The organism is Dictyobacter halimunensis, from assembly GCF_036245075.1.
In genome coordinates, this window is the sequence record NZ_BSRI01000002.1 from 5131268 (window position 1) to 5151635 (window position 20368).

Sequence of the window (20368 nt, forward strand, 5' to 3'; positions counted from 1 at the left end):
GTTGATGAGGTCGCTGTGCGAGAAGTCGGGGCAAGCCCGAGTTGAGGATGCCCCCGGCATCCTCGCCTACGGCGACAATTGTTGGAGTGTCTCCTGCAGCCAGCTTTGTTCGGCCTTCAAGAGGGCCAGGCGGTGGCGCATGGCGATGTCGACCCCTTTGCCAAAGCCGTGCGCCGGGGTCGCCTCATAGACCACGATCTGTTGATGGGTGCGCTGTAGATGCAGCTGGAGCGCCGCCCGCAGCTCATCGTGACTGATATGGTCCAGAAACATCAGTCCCACATCGAAGGGAGAAGTCATCGGATCGGCCTGCTCCAAAATCTCGCGCAGCAGCTCGTTGAACTTCTGCTCGCCCGCTTCCGTCAGTGTATAGACCTTCCTGACCGGTCGATGCCCCTCCTGCTCCGTTCGCTGCTCGACATAGCCCTGTTCGCACAGCCGGTCAAGGAGCGTATAGGCCGTCGAGCGCTTCATATTGATGACGCGACTCAAATTTTTCTCGATGAACTCGTTGATCTGATATCCATGCTGGCTCTGCGATTTTAGCATCCCCAGTAGGAGCAGGCTTCGTTCGTCCAACTTGCTTTTTCCCCCCGTTTTTTGTATGTATATTATAGTCGAACTTGACTATATTGGTCAAAGGTTGTATTATTACCCATAGATCATATAGTCGTACACGACTAATCGAAGTCGATTAATAAACAAGGAGAAGTTCAATGTTTATTGCTGTCAATAAAGTCGCTGTTCCAGCTGAGCGTCAGCAGGCTATGATGCAGGGTTTCCAGCATGCGATGCCCGGCATGAAGCAGTTCAAGGGTTTCCTGGGCATGGAGCTCTGGGTGGCCGATGACAACACGATTCTGGCCATCTCGCGCTGGGAATCCAAAGAGGCGCTGGAAGAGTATACCAACAACGACCTGTTCAAGCAGCATCATGGTGGCGGCCAGGGAGCGCCGGGCCAGGTCACCTATTACAACGCCACCGTTCTGTCGTAGGGAGCCGGGCTTGCCCCTAATACTTTCAGTTTAAGAACATGCAGAAATAGAAAGAGAAGCAGTACGTGCGGGGCTTGCCCCGGCTTGCTTCCTCGCTGCTCATCAATGCAGGCTTCTGTTGATGCAGAAGCATATTTCATGTTACTTGTTCGAGCCGGAAAGATCAAAGCGGGGGCAAGCCCCGCACGTACTGTGGTCTTTTTCATTGTTGCTTGTTCTCAAGTTGAAAGTATTGAGGCTTGCCCCGCAGTCCTGCCATTGCCCAACGCCTGATTCGCTACTTTACGCCCACGAAAGCTTTGACCACATCGACGCAGGCGTTTCCTGATCACCTCTCCAACGTCTTCAACAAACTGCAGGTCACTGACCGCGTCCAGGCGATTATCCGCGCCCGAGAGGCCGGGCTTGGATGAGAGGGTCGCCGCTACACTACAGGGGCGTTCGGGTTCCCTCTTGATGTCTCGCTCCGTTGTGGCTTCCTCTGGAGGCGTCATGGGCTCCCTAATTGGGAAAGGGCCGCGACGGTGAGCGCCTGGAGACCTGTCTTCAAGGAGCGCTCGCGGTCAGGGGTATAGAAGGGTGAATGCGGGCCTGGAACGTTCCCTTTTTTCTCTGCATAAAGCTCAGGATCCGTGACGCCAAGAAAGTAATAGCAAGAAGGCACGCCTGCCCCACCAGGGGCATGTCCGTAGAGTGAAAAATCTTCACTGGCGGTCACTGCGGAGATTTCTTTCACGCAATCGGCTCCAAAATATTGGGTAAGCGCGGCAGCGACCTGCCTGGTTGGTTCAGCATCGTTATAGGTCGCCTGGGAGGCTTCGACAATGGAGACCTCGGGGGGAGTGGGTGCGTTGGACGCCGCCGCTTCTGCGTGCGCCATGCGGGTGAGCGCGGAGTAGATGTGTTGAAAGACCTCATCTTTGAAGGTGCGAATACTCAGATCGAGTTCCGCCACATCGGGAATAATATTATAGCGCGTGCCGCTATTGATCGCTCCAACCGTGACGACGGCCATCTCTCCTGGCGCGATCTCGCGAGACACAATTGTTTGCAGACGCATCGTCAGAGCAGAAGCCATCACGACCGGGTCGATACTCTTTTGTGGCATTGAGCCGTGCGCACCGACGCCAAAGAGACGAATGCGCACATTATGCTCCGCCGCTAAGGTGTAGCCGGGATGATAGCTGATGGTCCCCGCAGGGGAGAACATAGTATGCTGGGCCAGGGCAACATCAGGCTTCGGGAAACGGGTAAAGAGTCCATCATCCAGCATCGCCTTTGCTCCTTGCATCGTCTCTTCACCGGGTTGCGCGACGATCATCAGCGTGCCTGCCCAGGTTTGCTTGCCCTGTGCAAGCAAGCTGGCCGTCCCCACCAGGCAACTGGTATGCACATCATGTCCGCACATATGCCCGACTGGGATCACTTCACCATTGGGGTTCTTTACCTTCACTTTGCTGGCATAAGGTAAGCCCGTTTTTTCTTCTATAGGGAGGGCATCCATATCCCCGCGTAGCATGACCGTAGGGCCTGATCCGTTGCGGAGCAGACCCACCACCCCTGTTCCACCCACGCCGCTTGTGACCTCAAAACCGGCGTCTTTGAGACGTGAAGCCACTTTGGCGGAGGTCCGAACTTCCTGCATTGAAAGCTCCGGATGCTCATGCAGATCGATATACATCTTCTCGATGTCAGGATAGATGGCGTTCAGATTATGTAAGATGGTGGATTCACGTGATTTCCGCTTCGTTGTCATCGGAGCATCTCCTGTAAGGCGAATGGCCCATCCTAGAGCGTTGGCTCTTTCCGCTCCTTCGCTAGCTAGCACGCCGCTTTGGAAGAAAACGACTCACATGGTTTTTTGTGGATGTACATTGTAAGAGTGGGGTATGCTTCAACCAACGGGCGATGATTTGGCCTGTTTGCTCAATTTGGCCCTTGGCGTAAATACACAGTGAGGAATAAGATGCACCCGGTCATCTTCAATGCGACCCTGGAAGAGATTCTCAACCTTGTTGGTACCTTTGCCTTTGCGGAATCTGGCGCCCTGCTTGCTGTCCGCAAAAACTATGATATTGTTGGCATGGCCGTGCTCGCTTTGATCACGGCAATCGGCGGAGGAGTCATACGCGATTTGATTATTGGAGCACATCCCCCCGTAGCATTCACCAATGCGAACTACTTATGGTTAGCGCTACTGGCGACAATCCTGACTTTCTTCGCACATCCACTGCTGAATCGGCTCAATGTTGCGATCCTTGTTTTTGATGCCGCAGGACTTGCTGTATTTTGTATTTCAGGTGCGATAAAGGCCCTGGCGTATGGTCTGGGGCCATTACCAGCTATTCTCCTGGGCACACTCACTGCTATAGGTGGAGGTGTCATGCGTGACATCCTGGCTCAGGACCCACCTGCCGTGTTGCGGTCTGGAAGTGAGCTTTACGCTCTTCCTGCGGCTCTCGGCGCAACGATCATTGTGATCATAGCTCACTTTGCGGTAAATGATTCGCTTACGGTTGGTCTCACTGCAGTTTTCGTGTTTGTGCTGCGCCTCCTCGCGTTACGATATCACTGGAGGGGTCCCCGACCCCGTCGTGCCAGTGATACGCGTTGAGTGTGAGGGAGAGCTCACTCTCCAATAGAACCGTAGGCTACAAGGGCGTGTCCACATCGCTCACTTGAATGCGTTGGGCGAACTCGTCCAGGGCGTGCGCGAGCCGGGTGGGCTCGTTGAACGGAAGGAGATGGGAGTTGTCCAGCCAGCTAAGAGAGAGCTCCGGATACTGGCTGGCGAGTTGTTCGCCGCCAGCGCGCCACAGCGCGTTGTTGCGCTCGGCACGCTCCCCTTTTTCTCCGGCGGTCTTCGTTGCCAGGACCATCTCGACCGGGCAATCAAGTTCGTCGTAGGCTGAAAGAAGCTGCTCGCGGCGCGTATTGACCTCGATAGTTAGGGTTGCATACGCGTCAGGAGAGAGGCGATAGCCCATGCCAACCAGGTAGAGTAGCAACGGCCCGATGCGCATCGCTGGCGTGTTGAGTCGGCGTCTTGTATCCTCAGGATCAGTCACGAGGTTGACCGGCACTGCTCCATCAATGAGAAACAGTCCTGCCACTCTTCCTGGATAGCTCGCCGCATACCAGACTGCCAGGTCCGCCCCTAGAGACCATCCGACCAGGATCGGTCGATCGAGATCCACTTTGTCCATGATGGTTTCCGCATCCGTCAGGAAGCTATCAAGGGATGTGTCATGCGAGGTGGTGGTCTTCCCATGGTTACGAAAATCAAAGGTCACGAGCCGATACTGTCCCCCGAGTTCGCGTATAATGCGCTTCCAGGCCACCTGTGTTGCCCCACCGCCGTTGAAGAACAGTAGCGGCTGCCCCTGACCGATCTCACTGACCGCGAGCTGTACTTCTCCGTTTGATACCTTGTAGTGTTTTCTCTGTGTTTTCATACGCTGGCCCCTACCTTTCTCTTATTCAAACAGACTCTGGAACAGTGCCTGCAGCCCAAAGTCAAATTCGTGATCAGGATTCCACTGCGCGATCTCCGGCAATAACGCGTGGAGCGTCGGGTAGCGCTCTGCTGGAAATTGCTGCCACACCATTGGGCCATTGGGTCCGGGCTCCAGGCCAGCCATAGACTGGGTCCCCATCTCGATCCAGGTGTGCCCAACAATAAACCCAACGAGACACTGTAACGCATAGATGGCCTCAACTCCGGTGATCTGCGCACGCTGGACCGTTGCTAGAAGATGATCCAGAGTCACCAGCGTCGCCGGGGTGCGCAGCGGACTCGTCGCCACCAGGGGGAGCACGTGTGGATGAGCGCGTAAAATGTCTCGAAAAGCATGGGCAAAAGCCCACAATTCCTCGCGTGGCGTGGCATGGGGTTGCTCGGGATATGGGTCCTGGGTGATGAGCAGCTCAATGACCCCATCAAACAAGGCCCGCTTACTCTCAACGTGGTTGTAGAGCGACATCGCCTCCACCCCGAGCATGGCTCCGAGCTTGCGCATGCTAAAGCCCTCCAGCCCCTCTTGATCGATCAACTGCAGGGCCGCCTCCAGCACCCGTTGACGGGTGAGTGTTCCACCAGATTTTGTCATTATTCCCCTCTCTGCCCTATACTTACACTGTAAGCTTACAGTGTAAGTATAGGGCAGAATGGAATGGGCGTCAAGGGGTATCTTGCGACAAAAGCGGGGGCAAGCCCCGCACGTACGGGTTGGGTGGGCGTAGCGCCGGGGCGCAGAGGGAGGCGAGCAGACAGAGGGCCGCGACCAGGGCCAGGGCGAGGCGCAGCCCGAGGCGATCTGCTGTGAAGCCGATGATGGTCGGACCGGCCAGCAGTCCGGCGTAGCCCCAGGTGGTGACCGCTGTCAGGGTGTCGCCCGACTGCGGTTCGGACAGCCGCCCGGCCGCGCTCATGACCAGCGGCAGCGGGACCGACAGTCCCACGCCGACCAGTGCCAGGCCAAGAAAGGCCGTTGGCGTCCAGGTGGACAGCAGGGCCAGTGCCAGACCGCCGGAGGCCAGCAGGCAAGCGCCACGGGCCAGCATGGCCGCGCCAAGGCGCGTCGTCAGGGCATCGCCGGCCATACGTCCCAGGGTCATGCAGACCAGGAAGGTCGCGAAGCCGGCCGCCGCCAGTCCCGCGTCCGCGTGCAGCGTCCCGGTCAGGTAGACTGCGCTCCAATCGAATAGCGCCCCTACGCTGAGCAGGGCGCAAAAAGCCATCATTCCCAGTCCTATCAGTGTGGGCGAGAGGCGCAGCGCGCGCTTCTTCGATACGCCCCGCACCGGAGCCATCGATGGCAGGAAGCGCGCGCTCCCGACGATTCCGACCCCGGTCGCGAGCGCGATGGCCAGGAAGTGCGCTTCGGGATCTACGCGCAGGGCCGCCAGCATACTGCCGAGCAGCGCGCCGACCAGGCTTCCCACACTGAAGCAGGCGTGGAACGAGTTCATGATCGGACGACCATGCGCGCGCTCGACCTCGACTCCCAGCAGATTCATGCCGACATCCATGGCGCCGCTGCCCGCGCCGAACAGGATCAGCGCCAGCACCAGTAGCGGGAGCGTGGGCGCCCACGCCATCAGGGGAAGCGAGCCGGCCATGACCAGCGCCGCCAGCGTGGTGATGAGGCCATTGTCGATGTACCTGGCGCCGCGACCAGCGGCGTTCATCGCCAGCAGGCTGCCCACGGTACAGCCCAGCAAGGCCAGTCCCAACTGGCCGGCGGGCAACGCCAGCTTCAACTGGATGCCCGGCAGACGCGCCGACAGGCTGGCCGTCATCACACCATTCAAGAAAAAGAACGCGACCACTGCCAGCCGGGGCGGGGTCAAACGCAACCGCGGCTTATCTTCTCGCCGCAAAAGAGATTTCATGTATTCATTCCTTCACATCAGGCTATATTGCAACATGCACAGGGAATTTGAGGAGGCATGCTCGCCTGAATCGTGAAGGGTGGTAGCGCCGCGAACGTTTTATGGCCAGCGCGGGATCATCTCACTAGGGCGAGATGCCTGGCGATACACGCACGACGCGCAGAATAGACTGGGGGAGAGAGGATGGAAGCCACAGGAAACGATCCGACATCATCATGTCGGACTGGAGATAAGATGAGATTGGCGGCCGGTTTCCTCCCGCATAAGCTCGGCGTGATCGCTTATGCGGGCCGGGCGCATGCGTTGAGCATGCTCTCACAAATAGTCATGAATGTTCTTTCTTCCATATTGTATATTCATCTAAATGATAATGTACCAATAGATGGTTCAGCCGTCAAGAGGCATATCAATGCCCCATGATGGGCCGATATAAACGCAAAAATAAAAGAAACAGCCGTAGATTCGGGCCTTGCGCCCGATTTACCCCTCAATTCATATTACACCTCTTAAAAATGTAATGTTCACCTATGTTATTTTCGTGTTTGGCGATTATTTTCGTGCGTGGAGGGGAAAGCGGGCGCAAGGCCCGAACCTACGGTGGGACATTTTCGTGCGTGGAGGGGAAAGCGGGCGCAAGGCCCGAACCTACGGTGGTAATGGTTGTCGGAATGGGCGTTGTCTTCTATACTTATGGCATATGATTTACGTTTGACGATTGAGGAGGGTAAGGCTAATGGACTGGTATAATGAGCCTCCACGCTGGTCGGATCGCGGCGATGTGGTGATGATTCAGTCGGGGCCGGGTACGGATTTCTGGCGCGTCACGCATAATGGCGCGGTTAACGATAATGGGCATTTTTATTATCAGCGGCAGACGGGTGATTTTCAGGCGGATGTGCGCATCAGTGGCGAGTATCGCGCGCTCTATGACCAGGCGGGCCTGATGGTGCGCCTGGATGAGTCCAATTGGGTCAAGTGCGGCATCGAGTTTGTGGATGGCCTGCAGCATGCCAGCGCGGTGGTGACGCGCGATTATTCCGACTGGTCGATTGTACGCCTGGAGAATAACCCCTCCTCGTTCTGGCTGCGCGTGCTGCGTCACGGGTCCACCATCGAGATCTCCTACGCGCTCGATGGTCGCAACTACCAGCTTTTGCGCCAGGCATATTTTTCACCCGCCGAGGCGCTGGACGTCGGCCTGATGTGCGCCGCTCCGCAGGGATCGGGTTTCTCCTGCAAATTCGAGCAATTCCGTATCCAGTAGGTGCGGGGCTTGCCCCCGCTTTGATCCTTCCCGCTCGAAAAAGCAACAAAAGACATGATTTGTATCGGCGGAAGCCAATAGAGATGAGTTGCGAGAAAGCAAAGCGGGGGCAAGCCCCGCACCTACTGTGGTCTTTGTTATTTTTGCATGTTCTTAAGTTGGGGATATGGAAGCCTGTTCTGGCTTGTTGTCAGGTGAGGCTCTTCTCGATGTCGGGTGGGGGGACGTAGTAGCCGACTCCGAGCTCGTTGCGCAGGAAGCGGGGCTGCGAGGGGTCCGGCTCCAGCTTGCGGCGCAGGTGGCGCATAAAGGTGCGCAGGTAGGTGTTTTCGCCGCTGTAGTCGGGTCCCCAGACGCGCTGCAGCAGTTCGCGATGCGTCAGGACCTTGCCGGCGTTGCGCGTGAGCTCGCAGAGCAGGTCGTATTCGGTGGGGGTGAGATGGACCTCGTTGCCGCCGGAGCGTACGTGGCGGTGGGCGAAGTCGACGACTAGCCCGTTGTCGCCGCCACAGCGGTAGAGCGGGCGTTGCCCCTCTTTAGTGCCGGAGTTGTTGCGCAGCCGCTCGGTCTCTTCGGCGCGCCTGAGCGCCACGCGCACGCGGGCCAGCAGCTCGTTGATGCTGAACGGCTTGGTCAGATAGTCGTCGGCCCCCAGGTCCAGGGCCTTGATCTTGACCGGCTCCTCGTCATGGGCGGAGAGCACGATCACCGGGGCCGGGCTCCACTCGCGGAAGCGGCGCAGGAAGCTCAGGCCATCCAGCGATGGCAGGGAGAGGTCCAGCAAGACCAGGTGCGGCTGGAAGATGGCCGCCATATCGATCGCCTGCGCGCCGTCGCGCACAGCCTGACTGTAATAGCCCCGTGCCTTGAGCTGGGCGAGCAAAAATGTGCGCATCTGGGGATCATCTTCGACGCAAAGGATGCGTATCTTTTTCTCTGTGCTTGACATCTTCTCTTACTCTCCATCGGCGAGCGCGGTCGTTGGTGGTGTGGCGTTGCGCGCGGGCCGGCGCTTCTCCTTAAAGACCGGTAGCGTGAAGGCAAAGGTCGCGCCACGTCCCGGGCTGCTGCTCACTTCAAGCTGACTACCGTGTGCTTCAATAATACCACGACTGATATAGAGTCCCAGGCCCGTGGCGGGACTCCAGCGGGTCACTTTCTGGCGGCGCGCCACTTCTGGCTGTCCTGGCCGGTCGGCCGAGGGACGATTGGCGGCCGCGAAGGTGCTGAAGCGCGTAAAGAGGGCGCTCTGCTGCTCCTGGCTGATGCCGGATCCATGATCGACCACGCTGATCCTGACGCACTGCTGTCGCTGCCTGGGACCCTTCTGGATCGATTCGACCAGCAGCTGCACGGGGTCCCCTTCGGGTGCGTAGCGGAAGGCGTTGCTGAGCAGGTTGGTGAGCACGCTCACGATCAGCTCGTAGTCACCGTGGACGGCCGGGACCTGCTCAGGCATCTGGATCCGCAGGCCGCTGCTGGCCGAGCTGATCAGCGCCTCCAGCCGCTCCTGCAGGTCTTCAATGAGCTCTGGCAGCAGGATGGGTTCGCGCGCCAGCCGCAGGGCGCCGGCCTCGACGCGCGAGGCATCCAGGAAGTGATTGATCATGCCGACCAGACGATCAACCTGCTGGTCGGCGGTCTGCAGGTAATCAAGCTGCGCCTCGGGCGTCCAGTGCAGGTCGGGTGCCAGCAGCGCGCTCAGGTGGGCGCGGATATTGGCCAGCGGCGTCTTCAGCTCGTGGGCCATCGTCGTAAAGAAGTCCTCGCGCACGCGCTCCAGCAACTTGACGCGGCTGATATCCTGCAACACCAGGATGGCGCTCTCTATGCCACCATCCAGCGCGCGCAGGGGCGCGGCATTGACCAGCAGGTAGAGAGCCTGGCCGTCGCTAGTCTGCAGGTGCAGCTCGGCCTCGCTGCTCTCTCCCTGCGTCAGCGCGATCGCCAGCGGCTGTTCCTCGTAGGGGACCAGCGTACTGGAGGGACCCAGCAGCGGGAGCGCGCGCAGCAGCCGCTCGCAGTCCTGGTCTAGGGTGCGTTGTAGGGCTTCGTCGAGATCTTCGGCTGGCGGCAGTGGCGCTCCCAGCCGCTGCAGCAGCGCAACGGCCTGGCGGTTGATGACCGAGATATGTTTGTTCTCCGCCGCCACCAGGATGACCCCGCTGGGCAGGCGTTCGAGCAGCACCTGCATGCGCGCGCTGGTAATGGCCTGAGCCTCCTGGGCCTCCTGCAGAGCCTGGTTGCGCTGCTTGAGCTCGGTGGTGCGCGCCACCACCTCGGCCTCGATGCGCTCACGGTCGGCCACCTGCTCGGTGATGTCGTGGTAGATCACGATAAAGGCGAAGATATCGCCCAGCTCATCGCGGATCGGCGTATACGATATCTGTAAGGTATAGGCGCGACCGTTGGCACCGGTCAGCTTGACCTCATCGGTCGTGCCGGCCAGGGCGCGCTGCTCCAGATCCTTGATGACGTGTTCCGGCTGCCAGGGGACCTGCCGCCAGTTCACGCGGTCGCGCCCAAAGGCCTCCTGCAGGCTCTGCCCGACCACGTTCTCGCTCCATCCCAGCAGGTCGCGCGCCGCCTGGTTGACGTCGGCGATGCGCCAGCGTGGATCAAAGATGATCACTCCATCTGGCATGGCCTGCATGATATTATCTTTCTGGCGCACGGTGCGGCTGGCGGTGCGGGCCAGGCGATCGACACGGCGGAAGACGCGCGCGTTCTGGATGGCCAGGGCCGCCTGCTGGGCGAACTGTTCGAGCAGCGCCACCTCCTCGGCGGGAAAGCCTCGGGCGCGCAGATGATAGACCTCAATGGTCCCGAAGACGACGCGCTCCGCGTTTTCGTCCTGTCCGGGTGTGAGCGGGTCGTCGGCGTGTGGCTCGAAGATAGGGACGCACAGCACGGAGCCGGGCCGATGCGGCTCGCCCTGGTGGTTGAGGTAGGGAAAGACATAGTGTGGCGCCGTGCTGGTGTTGGTGATGATGCGCGTGCGATGCTCGCGCGCCACCGTCGCCAGCAGGATGTTCTCATCTATCCGCGCCTGCCAGTTCTGCGAAACCGCGTGCAGGCCCAACTGGGCCACCACGCGCGCCGTCTGGGGTCCCTCGCTTTTTTCGAGCAGGCTCTCCTCCAGATCGGCCAGGCGCGCCTCGATGGCTGGCACCGAATTGTCGCGTAAGATGATGGCGCAGCGCTTCGAGCCAAAGGTCTCCCCCAGCACGTTCAGGATGCGTTCCAGCACCAGGGGCAGCGAGGCCGGACCCGCCAGGGCCGACGAGATGGCGTGGACCGCCTGGATATGCAGCCGGGCGCGTACCGCGTCGGTAATATCCTCCAATATAACCCGTAGGTGCCGGGCTTGCCCCGGCTTGGAGCGAAGCGACCCCGTGCCTTCATGTCCACGTTCCCCCCGTAGGTGCCGGGCTTGCCCCGGCTTGTCGTTCGCCGTGTAGCTCTCAATGGTAACGCGCCAGTAGGTGCGGCCCCGAATCTCAAGGAAGCCCTCAAAGGGCACCTCAGCCAGCTCGACGCGCTTCCCGCTGCTCGCCACCTGCCGCAGCAGCGGCTGCAGCGCCGCGTTGATCGTCTCCGGCAAGAGCTTAGCGGGGCTGCGACCCACGACATCCTGCTGTTGCAGAAGGGCGGCCAGTAACGATCGCAGATAGGGATTCACATAGCGTATGCGAAAATCACCACCGTCCAGGTCCAGCAGGGCGACCCCCACCGATAGGGTGTCCAGGGTATATTCGAGTTGTGCGCCGTATTCAGGGTCCATTTTCGCCTGTTTCTATTGCTTTTATGACTGGCTATAAATGGTAGAGTGCTCTATATATTATATAAACAATTTATCTTCAAATTGTCCACCGCTTTTGTCACCTAACGCTATTATACATCGTTTTTAAATGGCTGTCGCCGTATTCGCGGAAATTGGGCGCGGGCCCGAACCTATGGGAGGGGTCGTTTTGGGGCATGTGGTGGCCCCTGGAACATTCGGCGTGCCTGTCGGCCTGGTTTTGTGCTATAGTAGCACCAGTTTCAATCATTTGAATCATTTGGAGACGGTTTAGTCGACAGAAAAACAGTTATTGGACAATTGGGAAGCAACTCAGGACGGCTTATTGTGTCATGAACGAAACTGCCATGCGCTTCTTCCAACTCCGTCGCCGCTTGGAGGATGTTGACACATTCATCGATAACATAGTTCTTGACAACGCGAGTGATGAAGTTCAATCGGATGCTAAACTGGCTCTTGTCAGGAGTGCGGCCTATTATTTAAAAGGAATGAGGAATCATTGTACAGCAACATCCCCCGTTCTGAGGAATACCAGCATCGTCTGCTTGAGTTTATCGGGCAGGAATATGGAATAAGCGCCGCCGTACTAGCTCCCGCAAAACGCGGCTATTACGGTGAAACGTGGCGGCTGGATGCTACGAATAGCAGCTATTTTCTCAAACTGGTTTACCCCGCCGCGCCTAAAGCCGTCTATGAACGCAGCTTTTCTATAATCCAGCACCTCTGTGACCACGGCATTGACTTCATCAGCCGAATCGTAAAGACAAAAGACGGCGACCTGTCCACACGATTTGACGGCGCAATACTCGGCGTTTTCGATTGGATTGACGGTGAAAACAGAGAAACAGACGCTACAAAAATCCCGGAATATCAAATGCTAGCGAAGGTATACGCAGTTCCGTCTTGTGGCGTTCCCATTCTCCGTGAAGATTTTTCGGGCAAAAGCGCCGATACGTTCTTCGAGCAATGGAAGGCGCTGGATAACAGACAGATTCACTCACTGCTTGAGAAAAATCGCGCCAAACTGGAGCATAGAGCCAGGAGGTTGAAGTACTTTGCCGAGCTGTGCCGGGGTGACACGGCGGACTTCTTCATCACCCACGGCGATGCCGGAGGAAATCTGATGGTGAACGGTGACAGGTACTTCATCATGGATTGGGACAACCCCATCCTCGCGCCGCCGGAGCGTGACGCATGGGTCATGTGCAGCCGGGATTGGGCAAGGGACGCTTTTCATCATGCTCTGCGTCAGAACGGCATTAGACACACCCTGCGTTTGGAACAGCTGGCGTATTACTGCTATCATTTTTTCTTTTTCTATCTCACCGCATACCTCGATGGGTTCACGCAAACTGACACTGTGTGCGTGATTGAAGAATACATTGACGGCTGGATAGAGAGAAGTATTCAATACGCAGATACAAATAGTTAAAGTTAAAAATTGAGTGGACGTTTGGATGGTGTGGTGTGTTATGCGGGTTTGTGTCGGTGGATAAATTCTGCTATGATGCGGTGGAAGCATTCAGCGGCATCTGGGAGCTGAAATTTGTGGAATTGAGGTCTTGTTAATATGGATTTGCGTGGAAAACGAGTTCTGGTTATGGGACTGGGACTGCAGGGATCGGGGATGGCGTCGGCGCGCTACGCGGCCCAGCAGGGAGCGATCGTGCGTGTGACGGATATGAAGTCGCCGGAGGTGCTGGCCCCGAGCGTGCAGGCCCTGTCCGGTCTGCCGATCGAGTTTATCCTGGGGGAGCATCGGGAAGAGGATTTTCGCTGGGCCGAGATCGTCATTCGCAATCCAGGGGTGCCGTGGACGTCTCCCTATATCCGCCTGGCGCAGGAGCACGGCGCGCGCATAGAGATGGAGATCGCGCTCTTCCTACTGGCCTGTCCGGGTCGCGTGATCGGCATCACGGGCACGCGCGGCAAGACCACCACAGCCAGCCTGATCTACGAGATCCTGCGGGCCAGTGGCGCTCCCACCCTGATCGGCGGCAACGTCGCCGGCGTCGAGACGCTGTCGCTGCTGCCACAGATCACCCCCGAGACGCTGGTGGTGCTGGAGCTTTCGAGCTGGCAGTTGGAGGGGCTGGCTCCTCACAAGATCAGCCCGCAGGTCGCGGTGATGACCAATGTCTATCCCGATCACCTCAATACCTACTCGGGCATGGAGGATTACGCCGAGGCCAAGGCCAATATCTTTCGTCACCAGAAGCCCGAGGACCTGGCGATCTTCAACTACGATAATCCCTGGACGCGCCGCTTCGGTGAGGAGGCGCCGGGCCAGGCCTGGTTTACCAGCCTGGAGCGCGGCGGCAGCTTCGCCCGCCACAGCGAGCAGGTCGAGCCGTTCCGCTTCCTCGACACCCCCATGGCCGGTCGCCACAATCTGGAGAACATCCTGCTGGCCACCACCACCGCCCGCCTGCTGGGCGTCTCCGACGACGTCATCGCCGAGACCGTCCGGCGCTTCCAGGGCGTGCCGCACCGCCTGGAAGAGGTACGCGAACGCAACGGGGTACGCTACATCAACGACAGCGCCAGCACCTCGCCGGTGGCGGGCCAGGTTGCCCTGGAGGCCTTCGACGCCCCCATCGTCCTGGTCGCCGGCGGCAACACCAAGCACCTGCCGCTAGAGCAATGGCCCGAGCGCATCGTCCAGCGCTGCCGTGATGTCGTCCTGCTGGCCGGCAGCGGCACCGACGAACTTCTCCCCACCATCCAGCAAGAGGTGCAGAAACAGGGGACCACCGATCCCGTGCGCGGCGTCTTCACCGATTACCAGCAGGCGCTGGCCGCCGCCGCCGAGCTCACCCGACCCGGAGACGTCCTCCTCTTCTCCCCCGGCTTCACCAGCTTCGGCATGTTCCTCAACGAATTCGATCGCGGCGACAAATTCGTCGCCTTCGTGCGCGCCCTCCCATAAAATCGGGCACGAGGCCCAATACGTTCAATGTAAGATAGCGCAAAAACGAGAAACGACTACAGTACGTGCGGGGCTTGCCCCCGCTTTCTTGTTTCCCAAAAGGAAAGGCCCCTTCAAAGCGATTACGGACGGTTGCATGTGATGCATCGCATCCTGTTGGTTGCTTTTTCGAACAGCGAGGGACGAAGCGGGGGCAAGCCCCGCACGTACTGCGGTTTTCTCTCGTTTTTGCGCTATCTTACATTGAAGGTGTTGGGTCCGAGGCCAGAACCACAAAGATAGTTCGTCACTTCAATCTGCGGTAATCCGTGAATAATTATGCCCGCTATATTAAAGGCCAGAGACTATCTAACCATCACAAAATTTTATGCATTTGTAAATCTTTCTTTATAGAAGATGCGTAAATATAGTATGAAAGGCGTTGCGCGCTAGCTTTACCATTTCAGTCGTCGTATGGCAGAGTGGGGCGACAAAATGGTACAATATAGAGCACGTAGATATGCAATAGAACGTTCATTATCGTGAAAATCTATGAAAAAAAACTTCTCAGGTCTTGTTGAGAATGTAAGCTTGAATCGAATATTCTGTATATTCGAAAGTTACATAGTATGAGTATGTTTTATATGGTGGGTTGCACATAGGGCGCAGGTTTGTTAAACTAACGGTTGTTCGGGGTTGACGCGTTGAATAAAGTTCACCGAACGAACTTTAGACCATTAGAGTTGAGGGCAGCGCGATTACATGAGAAAACCCCAGAGGAGAGTGTGTTATGACGATGATGATGAGCAGGAAGGCCCTTGAAGAGTATGGCCTGGTCAACCTTGGCACCATCAACTGGAATCTGTCCCCCGCGGTACTGATTGAGCACGCACTGACGCGGCAGGAAGGTTTGCTGGCGGCCAATGGAGCCTTGAGCGCTACGACTGGCGTACATACCGGGCGTTCGCCAAAAGATAAGTTTATTGTCTCAAATGAAGAGTCGACCGCGCGTATCTGGTGGGGCGAGAACAACCATCCGATGACGCCGGAGACGTTTGAAATAGTGCGCAGAAGTCTGGCCGATTATTTGCAGGGACGCGACGTCTACGTGTTGGACGCTGCCGCTGGCGCGGACCCCGAATATCGCATGCCGATCCAGGTGATTACCGAGCTGGCCTGGCATAATCTGTTCGCTCGTCAATTGTTCCTCCGTGCGTCTGAGAACGACATTACCACCGATCGCCCCGGCTTTACTATCCTGTGTGTTCCCCATTTCCGTACCAATCCCCGCACCCATGGGACGCGCTCGGATGCCGCTATTATCATAGATTTTAAAGAGCGCCTGGTCCTGATCGCCGGAACCGAGTACGCCGGTGAGATGAAGAAATCGATCTTCACGGTGTTGAACTTTATCCTGCCCGCCCGGGGCGTGCTGCCCATGCACTGCTCGGCCAATGTGGGCGCCGACGGTGATGTGGCGCTGTTCTTTGGCCTCTCCGGCACCGGCAAGACCAGTCTGTCGGCCGATACCAGCCGCATGCTGGTGGGCGACGACGAGCACGGCTGGGGGGAGAACGGCGTCTTCAACTTCGAGGGCGGCTGCTACGCCAAGTGTATCAACCTGTCGCAGAAGTACGAGCCCCAGATCTGGAACGCGGCCCGCTTCGGCTCCGTGTACGAGAACGTTGTGCTCGATCCGAAGACGCGCGTCCCCGATTACGCCGATAGCTCGCTGACCGAGAATACGCGCGTGGCCTACCCGATCGATTTTATCGACAACGTCGTCCCCTCGGGGATGGCTGGCCATCCCAATGCCGTCATCTTCCTGTCGGCCGACTCCTTTGGCGTGCTGCCACCGATCTCGAAGCTGACAACCGAGCAGGCCATGTACTACTTCCTGTCGGGCTACACCAGCAAGCTGGCCGGCACCGAATCCGGCGTCACGACTCCGCAGGCGACGTTTAGTTCGTGCTTTGGCGCGGCCTTCCTGCCACGCCGTCCCGGAGAATACGCCAACCTGCTGCGCGAGCGCATCGAGAAGCATAACGTGCGCTGCTACCTGATCAACACCGGCTGGACCGGTGGACCCTACGGCGTGGGATCGCGCATCAACATCAACTACACGCGCGCCATGGTGCGGGCCGCCATCAGCGGTGAGATCGACAAGGCCGAGATGGTCACCGATCCCGTCTTTGGCTTCCAGGTCCCGACCTTCTGTCCCGACGTGCCCAGCTCGGTGCTCTCGCCGCGCGGCACCTGGGATGATCCCGAGGCCTACGACAAGCAGGCGCACAAGCTGGCCGAGCTGTTCACAAAGAATTTTGAGCAGTTTGTCGTGCCCGGCGACGACATCCGCCAGGCCGGCCCCCGCGTATCATAAACGCGGGGCCGATTTCGGCATGACGCACGGAAACGTCCCATCGTAGGTTCGGCCCTTGCGGCCGATTTCCCCTCGATGCACGAAAATGTCCGTTGAACACGAAAATTAAGATATGTAAACATGGCGTGTTTAAGGGACATGGTTGAATCGGGGAGGAAAATCGGCCGCAAGGGCCGAACCTATGCTTTCTCTTTTATTGATGCATGGTTGGTTGTTCCATCCATGATCAAGCGCAAGATGGCCTGCGCCATCTGCACCTTCGAGATCGTGATCTCCTCCTCCTGGCTCCATTGCAGGGCGGCCCCGAAGATGGACCAGCCGACGATGCGGGCGGTGGCTTGAGGCGGGACCGCTCCCCGTAGCCGTGTGTCTCCTCTTTGTTTGAGCCACGTCAAGAGGAGGTCTGTGAGCTCTTCGTGCATGGCCCGTTCGATCATGGGGACCAGGATGGACGAGGCGTGTGGATGGTGGCGATACTTCTGCTCACAGCTGTCCAGCACCGTCTGGATGAGCGCCTCCAGCGTCTCTCGGTTCCAGCGCGGCGCGGGTGGGAGCGCTTCGAGTAGCGTCTGACGGAACTGCTCGCGCACGATTGTCTCCACCAGCATATATTTGTCGGTGAAGTGAAGGTAGAAGGTTCCTCGATTGACGTTGGCCCGCTCGGTGATGTCCTGGATGCTCATAGACAGAAAGCTCTTTTCCAGGCTCCCGATGCCCCGCGCGGCCACCCCTCGCTCGTGCGCGATCTCCTTGAACGCCTGCTGTATCCCCTGGCGCGTGCGCTGGATGCGCCGATCCTCGCTCCTCTTTTGAATCTTATGGGTTGTCATGCTTATCACCGCTCCCTTTCTTGTAGGGACAGGCGTCCCATTTCTCAACAGATTCGCCCTTTTGTTCAATACTCAACAAAAATGCTGCCTTGCGCATTGCCTGTGCGCTGTCTGGACCTTAGCATGGTAGACGCGGGTTGCCACTTTGGGCAACCGCTGGATCTATTCAGCAACATGTGAAAGGACATTACATATGCAGTCATCAGCGTCTATACAGCCCTACTATACCACCGCCGTCGATGCCCTCTACGCAATAGGGAGAACCTACCTTTATGATGGAAAGATCGCTGCCGCCCGGCATCTGCTGGAGGCGTCCCTCCATCTGCTGGAAGTTGATGATGTGCCGCCGTCGCAGCGCTTCCAGCTGCTGCTGCTGTACGGGCAGGTCCTGATCGTCGATCATCTGCTCGCGCGTGGTGGTGGCGATGTTGAGCGTATCTTCGCGACCGTTGAGCAGGCCCGGCAGCTTGCTGAAGCCTCACAATCGCAGCGGGATATGGCCGATGCCCTCAGCCTGCTGGGACAGGCGCACTACTTCGCGGCCGTGCTTGGTGGAGCGATCGTGGACGATCCGCACAGCGGCCGGTACGACGAGGCTCTAGCCTATCAGGAGCAGGCCCTGCGGCTGCGAGAAAGTCTGAACGACACGCGCGGCATCAGCGAATCCCTCTTCCAGATCGGCGTCATCCATGAACGCTGGCAACGGATTGAGCGTTCCGAAGAATACTATAGCCGCGCCCGCCAGCTGGCCGAGCAGCACAACCATCCCTTTGAAAAGACCGAGCCTGCGCGCCACTTCGCCATCCACGCCCTGATGCGTGGAGAGCTGGACCTGGCGCTCGACCTGGCGCAACAGGCCCTTCATCTGCGCGAAGAGGCCGGTTTCAAGCCCTACCAGCCCCTCGACCACCTTCTGCTCCGCGACGTCTACCAGGCAAAGGGAGACCAGGCCAGTGCCCAGATCCACGCCCGGCAGGCCGCCGACCTCGCCACCTCAATGGGATATCCCACGTTGGTCTCCACCATCGGCGACACCCGCTCGCGCCTCTCATCATCATCGCCCACATCGTAGGTTCGGCCCTTGTGGCCGAGGAGGAATTGGACCTTATCATTGACTTTGGGGCGGCTGGTCTGCTATAACGACAGCTATATATGTGATGTTGAATGCATGGTTATGTAGCGATTCATGCAAATAATGGAAAGTCAGAGAAGAGAAATAATGTCTTATGATGAGCTTCGCCAGGCTGTTCATGCGGTGATGCCGACAGTTATAGATGATCTGGCTCGATTGGTACGGGTGCCATCGGTGGCGGCGCCGGGTTTCCCGCGCGAGTCGGTGCTGGAGGGGGCCCGCGTTACCAGCGATATCTTGCGCAGCGTGGGTGTGCAGGATGTGCGCCTGCTGGAGATGCCCAGCGGCTACCCGGCGATTTTCGGCGAGACCCCGGCTCCTGCTGGGATGCCGACTGTGCTGCTCTATGCCCATTATGATGTGCAGCCGGCGGGCGTGGTCGAAGAGTGGGAGACGCCACCATTTGAGCTGACGGCGCGCCCGGATGGCCGCCTCTACGGGCGTGGCGCGGCGGATGACAAGTCCGGCATCGCGGTCCACGTGGCGGCTCTGCGCAGCTTCGCCGGGCAGTTTCCGGTTGGCCTGAAGGTCCTGATCGAGGGTGAGGAGGAGTTCGGCAACAGCCTGGCGTCCTATTTGCCCGAGCAAAGGGATATGTTCCGGGCCGACGTAGTGGTGGTGGCCGACGCCGGCAACAACCACGTCGGCGAGCCTCTGCTGACCACGACGTTGCGCGGATTCGCCTCGCAGGTGGTCGAGGTGCGCACCCTGCAGGGACCCGTCCACAGCGGTGGTTTCGGGGGTCCCACGCCTGATGCCCTGGTGGCTCTGATCCGCATGATCGCCACCCTGCACGACGAGCAGGGGAATGTCGCCGTCAAAGGCATGCAGAGCCAGCCCTGGCGGGGCAGCGACATCCCTGAAGAGGAGTTCCGCCAACTGGCCGGCGTCCTGCCGGGTGTGGACATGATCGGCAGCGGTTCGATCGCCAGCCGGGTCTGCGCCAGCTACTCGATCAACGTCGTGGGACTGGACGCGCCGGCTGTGCAGGGCGCGCGCAACGCCCTGATCGACGTGGCCCGCGCCCGCATCAGCGTACGCGTCCCACCCGGCCGCAGCGGCCAGGAGGCCCTGGAACTGCTGACCGCGCACCTCAAAGCGGTCGCCCCCTGGAACGTGCAGCTTGCTTTCTCGGAGGCCGAGACCGGCGAGGGACACGCCATCGCCACCGACGGGCCCGCCTACATCGCCGCCTATAAAGCCCTGCAGTTCGCCTATGGCAAGGAGGCCGCCGAGATGGGTAGCGGCGGCTCGATCCCGCTCATCAACGCCTTCGCCGGAGTCTTCCCGGAGGCCGAGATTATCCTGTGGGGTGCCGAGGACGCCGCCGCCAACATCCACGCCCCCAACGAGAGCGTCGATCCCGTCGAGATCGAGCGTGCCGCCCTCGCCGAAGCCAGCTTCCTCGCCGAACTGGCCCGCGAACAGAAAGTGGATTAAGCCGCCAGATTTCGCAAAAAGGCCAGGCAACAAAAAACACGGAACGCCCCGTAAAACGGGAACGCCCCGTAAAACGGGAACGCCCCGTAAAAAAAGGAACGTAATCGTAGGGTCGACCTTCAACGGTCGACCGGGCTGCCAGCGCCAGCGACGGCAGCCCACGCACCCTCACGATACCGCTTCCCCTGTCTTCCACGCTCGCCCACGTGGTACCCACCCGCAA

Annotated in this window: 16 protein-coding genes and 1 pseudogene; 9 read left to right on the top strand and 8 right to left on the bottom strand. The window is 58.9% G+C overall.

Annotated elements, in window-relative coordinates:
* Window positions 1-66: 66 nt before the first annotated feature.
* Window positions 67-579: a PadR family transcriptional regulator gene (locus AABA21_RS35190; protein ID WP_338257435.1), complete on the bottom strand. Its 513-nt coding sequence runs from the start codon at window positions 577-579 to the stop codon at window positions 67-69.
* A 137-nt stretch (window positions 580-716) separates the two neighbouring features.
* On the opposite strand from AABA21_RS35190, the gene AABA21_RS35195 reads away from it, so the two are divergent.
* Window positions 717-995: an antibiotic biosynthesis monooxygenase family protein gene (locus AABA21_RS35195; RefSeq protein WP_338257437.1), complete on the top strand. Its 279-nt coding sequence runs from the start codon at window positions 717-719 to the stop codon at window positions 993-995.
* 248 nt (window positions 996-1243) lie between these two features.
* Window positions 1244-1408, top strand: a pseudogene (locus AABA21_RS35200) (DNA-binding response regulator); the annotation flags it as partial.
* Window positions 1409-1485: 77 nt separating this feature from the next.
* Here AABA21_RS35200 and AABA21_RS35205 read toward each other — a convergent pair.
* Complete coding sequence (locus tag AABA21_RS35205; RefSeq protein WP_338257439.1) at window positions 1486-2751, bottom strand: amidohydrolase; 1266 nt, start codon at window positions 2749-2751, stop codon at window positions 1486-1488.
* A 210-nt stretch (window positions 2752-2961) separates the two neighbouring features.
* On the opposite strand from AABA21_RS35205, the gene AABA21_RS35210 reads away from it, so the two are divergent.
* Window positions 2962-3609: a trimeric intracellular cation channel family protein gene (locus AABA21_RS35210; protein ID WP_338257440.1), complete on the top strand. Its 648-nt coding sequence runs from the start codon at window positions 2962-2964 to the stop codon at window positions 3607-3609.
* 37 nt (window positions 3610-3646) lie between these two features.
* Here AABA21_RS35210 and AABA21_RS35215 read toward each other — a convergent pair whose 3' ends face one another.
* From AABA21_RS35215 to AABA21_RS35225, 3 genes are all read right to left on the bottom strand, one after another.
* Window positions 3647-4450, bottom strand: coding sequence for an alpha/beta fold hydrolase (locus tag AABA21_RS35215; RefSeq protein WP_338257442.1), 804 nt, complete (start codon window positions 4448-4450; stop codon window positions 3647-3649).
* A gap of 21 nt (window positions 4451-4471) precedes the next feature.
* On the bottom strand, window positions 4472-5104 hold the full coding sequence (locus AABA21_RS35220) for a TetR/AcrR family transcriptional regulator (protein WP_338257443.1): 633 nt from the start codon (window positions 5102-5104) through the stop codon (window positions 4472-4474).
* A gap of 70 nt (window positions 5105-5174) precedes the next feature.
* Complete coding sequence (locus AABA21_RS35225) at window positions 5175-6389, bottom strand: MFS transporter (protein WP_338257446.1); 1215 nt, start codon at window positions 6387-6389, stop codon at window positions 5175-5177.
* 733 nt (window positions 6390-7122) lie between these two features.
* Here AABA21_RS35225 and AABA21_RS35230 point away from each other — a divergent pair.
* A complete protein-coding gene (locus AABA21_RS35230) occupies window positions 7123-7653 on the top strand; it encodes a DUF1349 domain-containing protein (RefSeq protein ID WP_338257448.1) in 531 nt (176 codons plus the stop codon).
* Window positions 7654-7843: 190 nt separating this feature from the next.
* Here AABA21_RS35230 and AABA21_RS35235 read toward each other — a convergent pair whose 3' ends face one another.
* Together AABA21_RS35235 and AABA21_RS35240 are read right to left on the bottom strand one after the other, a co-directional pair.
* Complete coding sequence (locus tag AABA21_RS35235; protein WP_338257449.1) at window positions 7844-8602, bottom strand: response regulator; 759 nt, start codon at window positions 8600-8602, stop codon at window positions 7844-7846.
* Between the two features lie 6 nt (window positions 8603-8608).
* Window positions 8609-11437, bottom strand: coding sequence for a PAS domain-containing protein (locus tag AABA21_RS35240; RefSeq protein WP_338257451.1), 2829 nt, complete (start codon window positions 11435-11437; stop codon window positions 8609-8611).
* Between the two features lie 517 nt (window positions 11438-11954).
* Here AABA21_RS35240 and AABA21_RS35245 point away from each other — a divergent pair.
* From AABA21_RS35245 to pckA, 3 genes are all read left to right on the top strand, one after another.
* Window positions 11955-12887: an aminoglycoside phosphotransferase family protein gene (locus AABA21_RS35245; protein WP_338257453.1), complete on the top strand. Its 933-nt coding sequence runs from the start codon at window positions 11955-11957 to the stop codon at window positions 12885-12887.
* 138 nt (window positions 12888-13025) lie between these two features.
* Window positions 13026-14384, top strand: coding sequence for a UDP-N-acetylmuramoyl-L-alanine--D-glutamate ligase (murD, locus tag AABA21_RS35250; RefSeq protein WP_338257456.1), 1359 nt, complete (start codon window positions 13026-13028; stop codon window positions 14382-14384).
* Window positions 14385-15153: 769 nt separating this feature from the next.
* On the top strand, window positions 15154-16743 hold the full coding sequence (gene pckA, locus AABA21_RS35255; RefSeq protein ID WP_338257458.1) for a phosphoenolpyruvate carboxykinase (ATP): 1590 nt from the start codon (window positions 15154-15156) through the stop codon (window positions 16741-16743).
* A gap of 179 nt (window positions 16744-16922) precedes the next feature.
* On the opposite strand, the gene AABA21_RS35260 is transcribed toward pckA, so the two are convergent.
* Window positions 16923-17573 (bottom strand): TetR/AcrR family transcriptional regulator, encoded by a 651-nt coding sequence (locus AABA21_RS35260; RefSeq protein ID WP_338257459.1) that lies wholly within the window; start codon window positions 17571-17573, stop codon window positions 16923-16925.
* A gap of 193 nt (window positions 17574-17766) precedes the next feature.
* On the opposite strand from AABA21_RS35260, the gene AABA21_RS35265 reads away from it, so the two are divergent.
* Window positions 17767-18645 carry a tetratricopeptide repeat protein gene (locus tag AABA21_RS35265; protein WP_338257460.1) on the top strand — a complete coding sequence of 293 codons (879 nt, stop codon included), beginning with the start codon at window positions 17767-17769 and terminating at the stop codon, window positions 18643-18645.
* Between the two features lie 114 nt (window positions 18646-18759).
* Window positions 18760-20145 carry a dipeptidase gene (locus AABA21_RS35270; protein WP_338257461.1) on the top strand — a complete coding sequence of 462 codons (1386 nt, stop codon included), beginning with the start codon at window positions 18760-18762 and terminating at the stop codon, window positions 20143-20145.
* Window positions 20146-20368 lie beyond the last annotated feature (223 nt).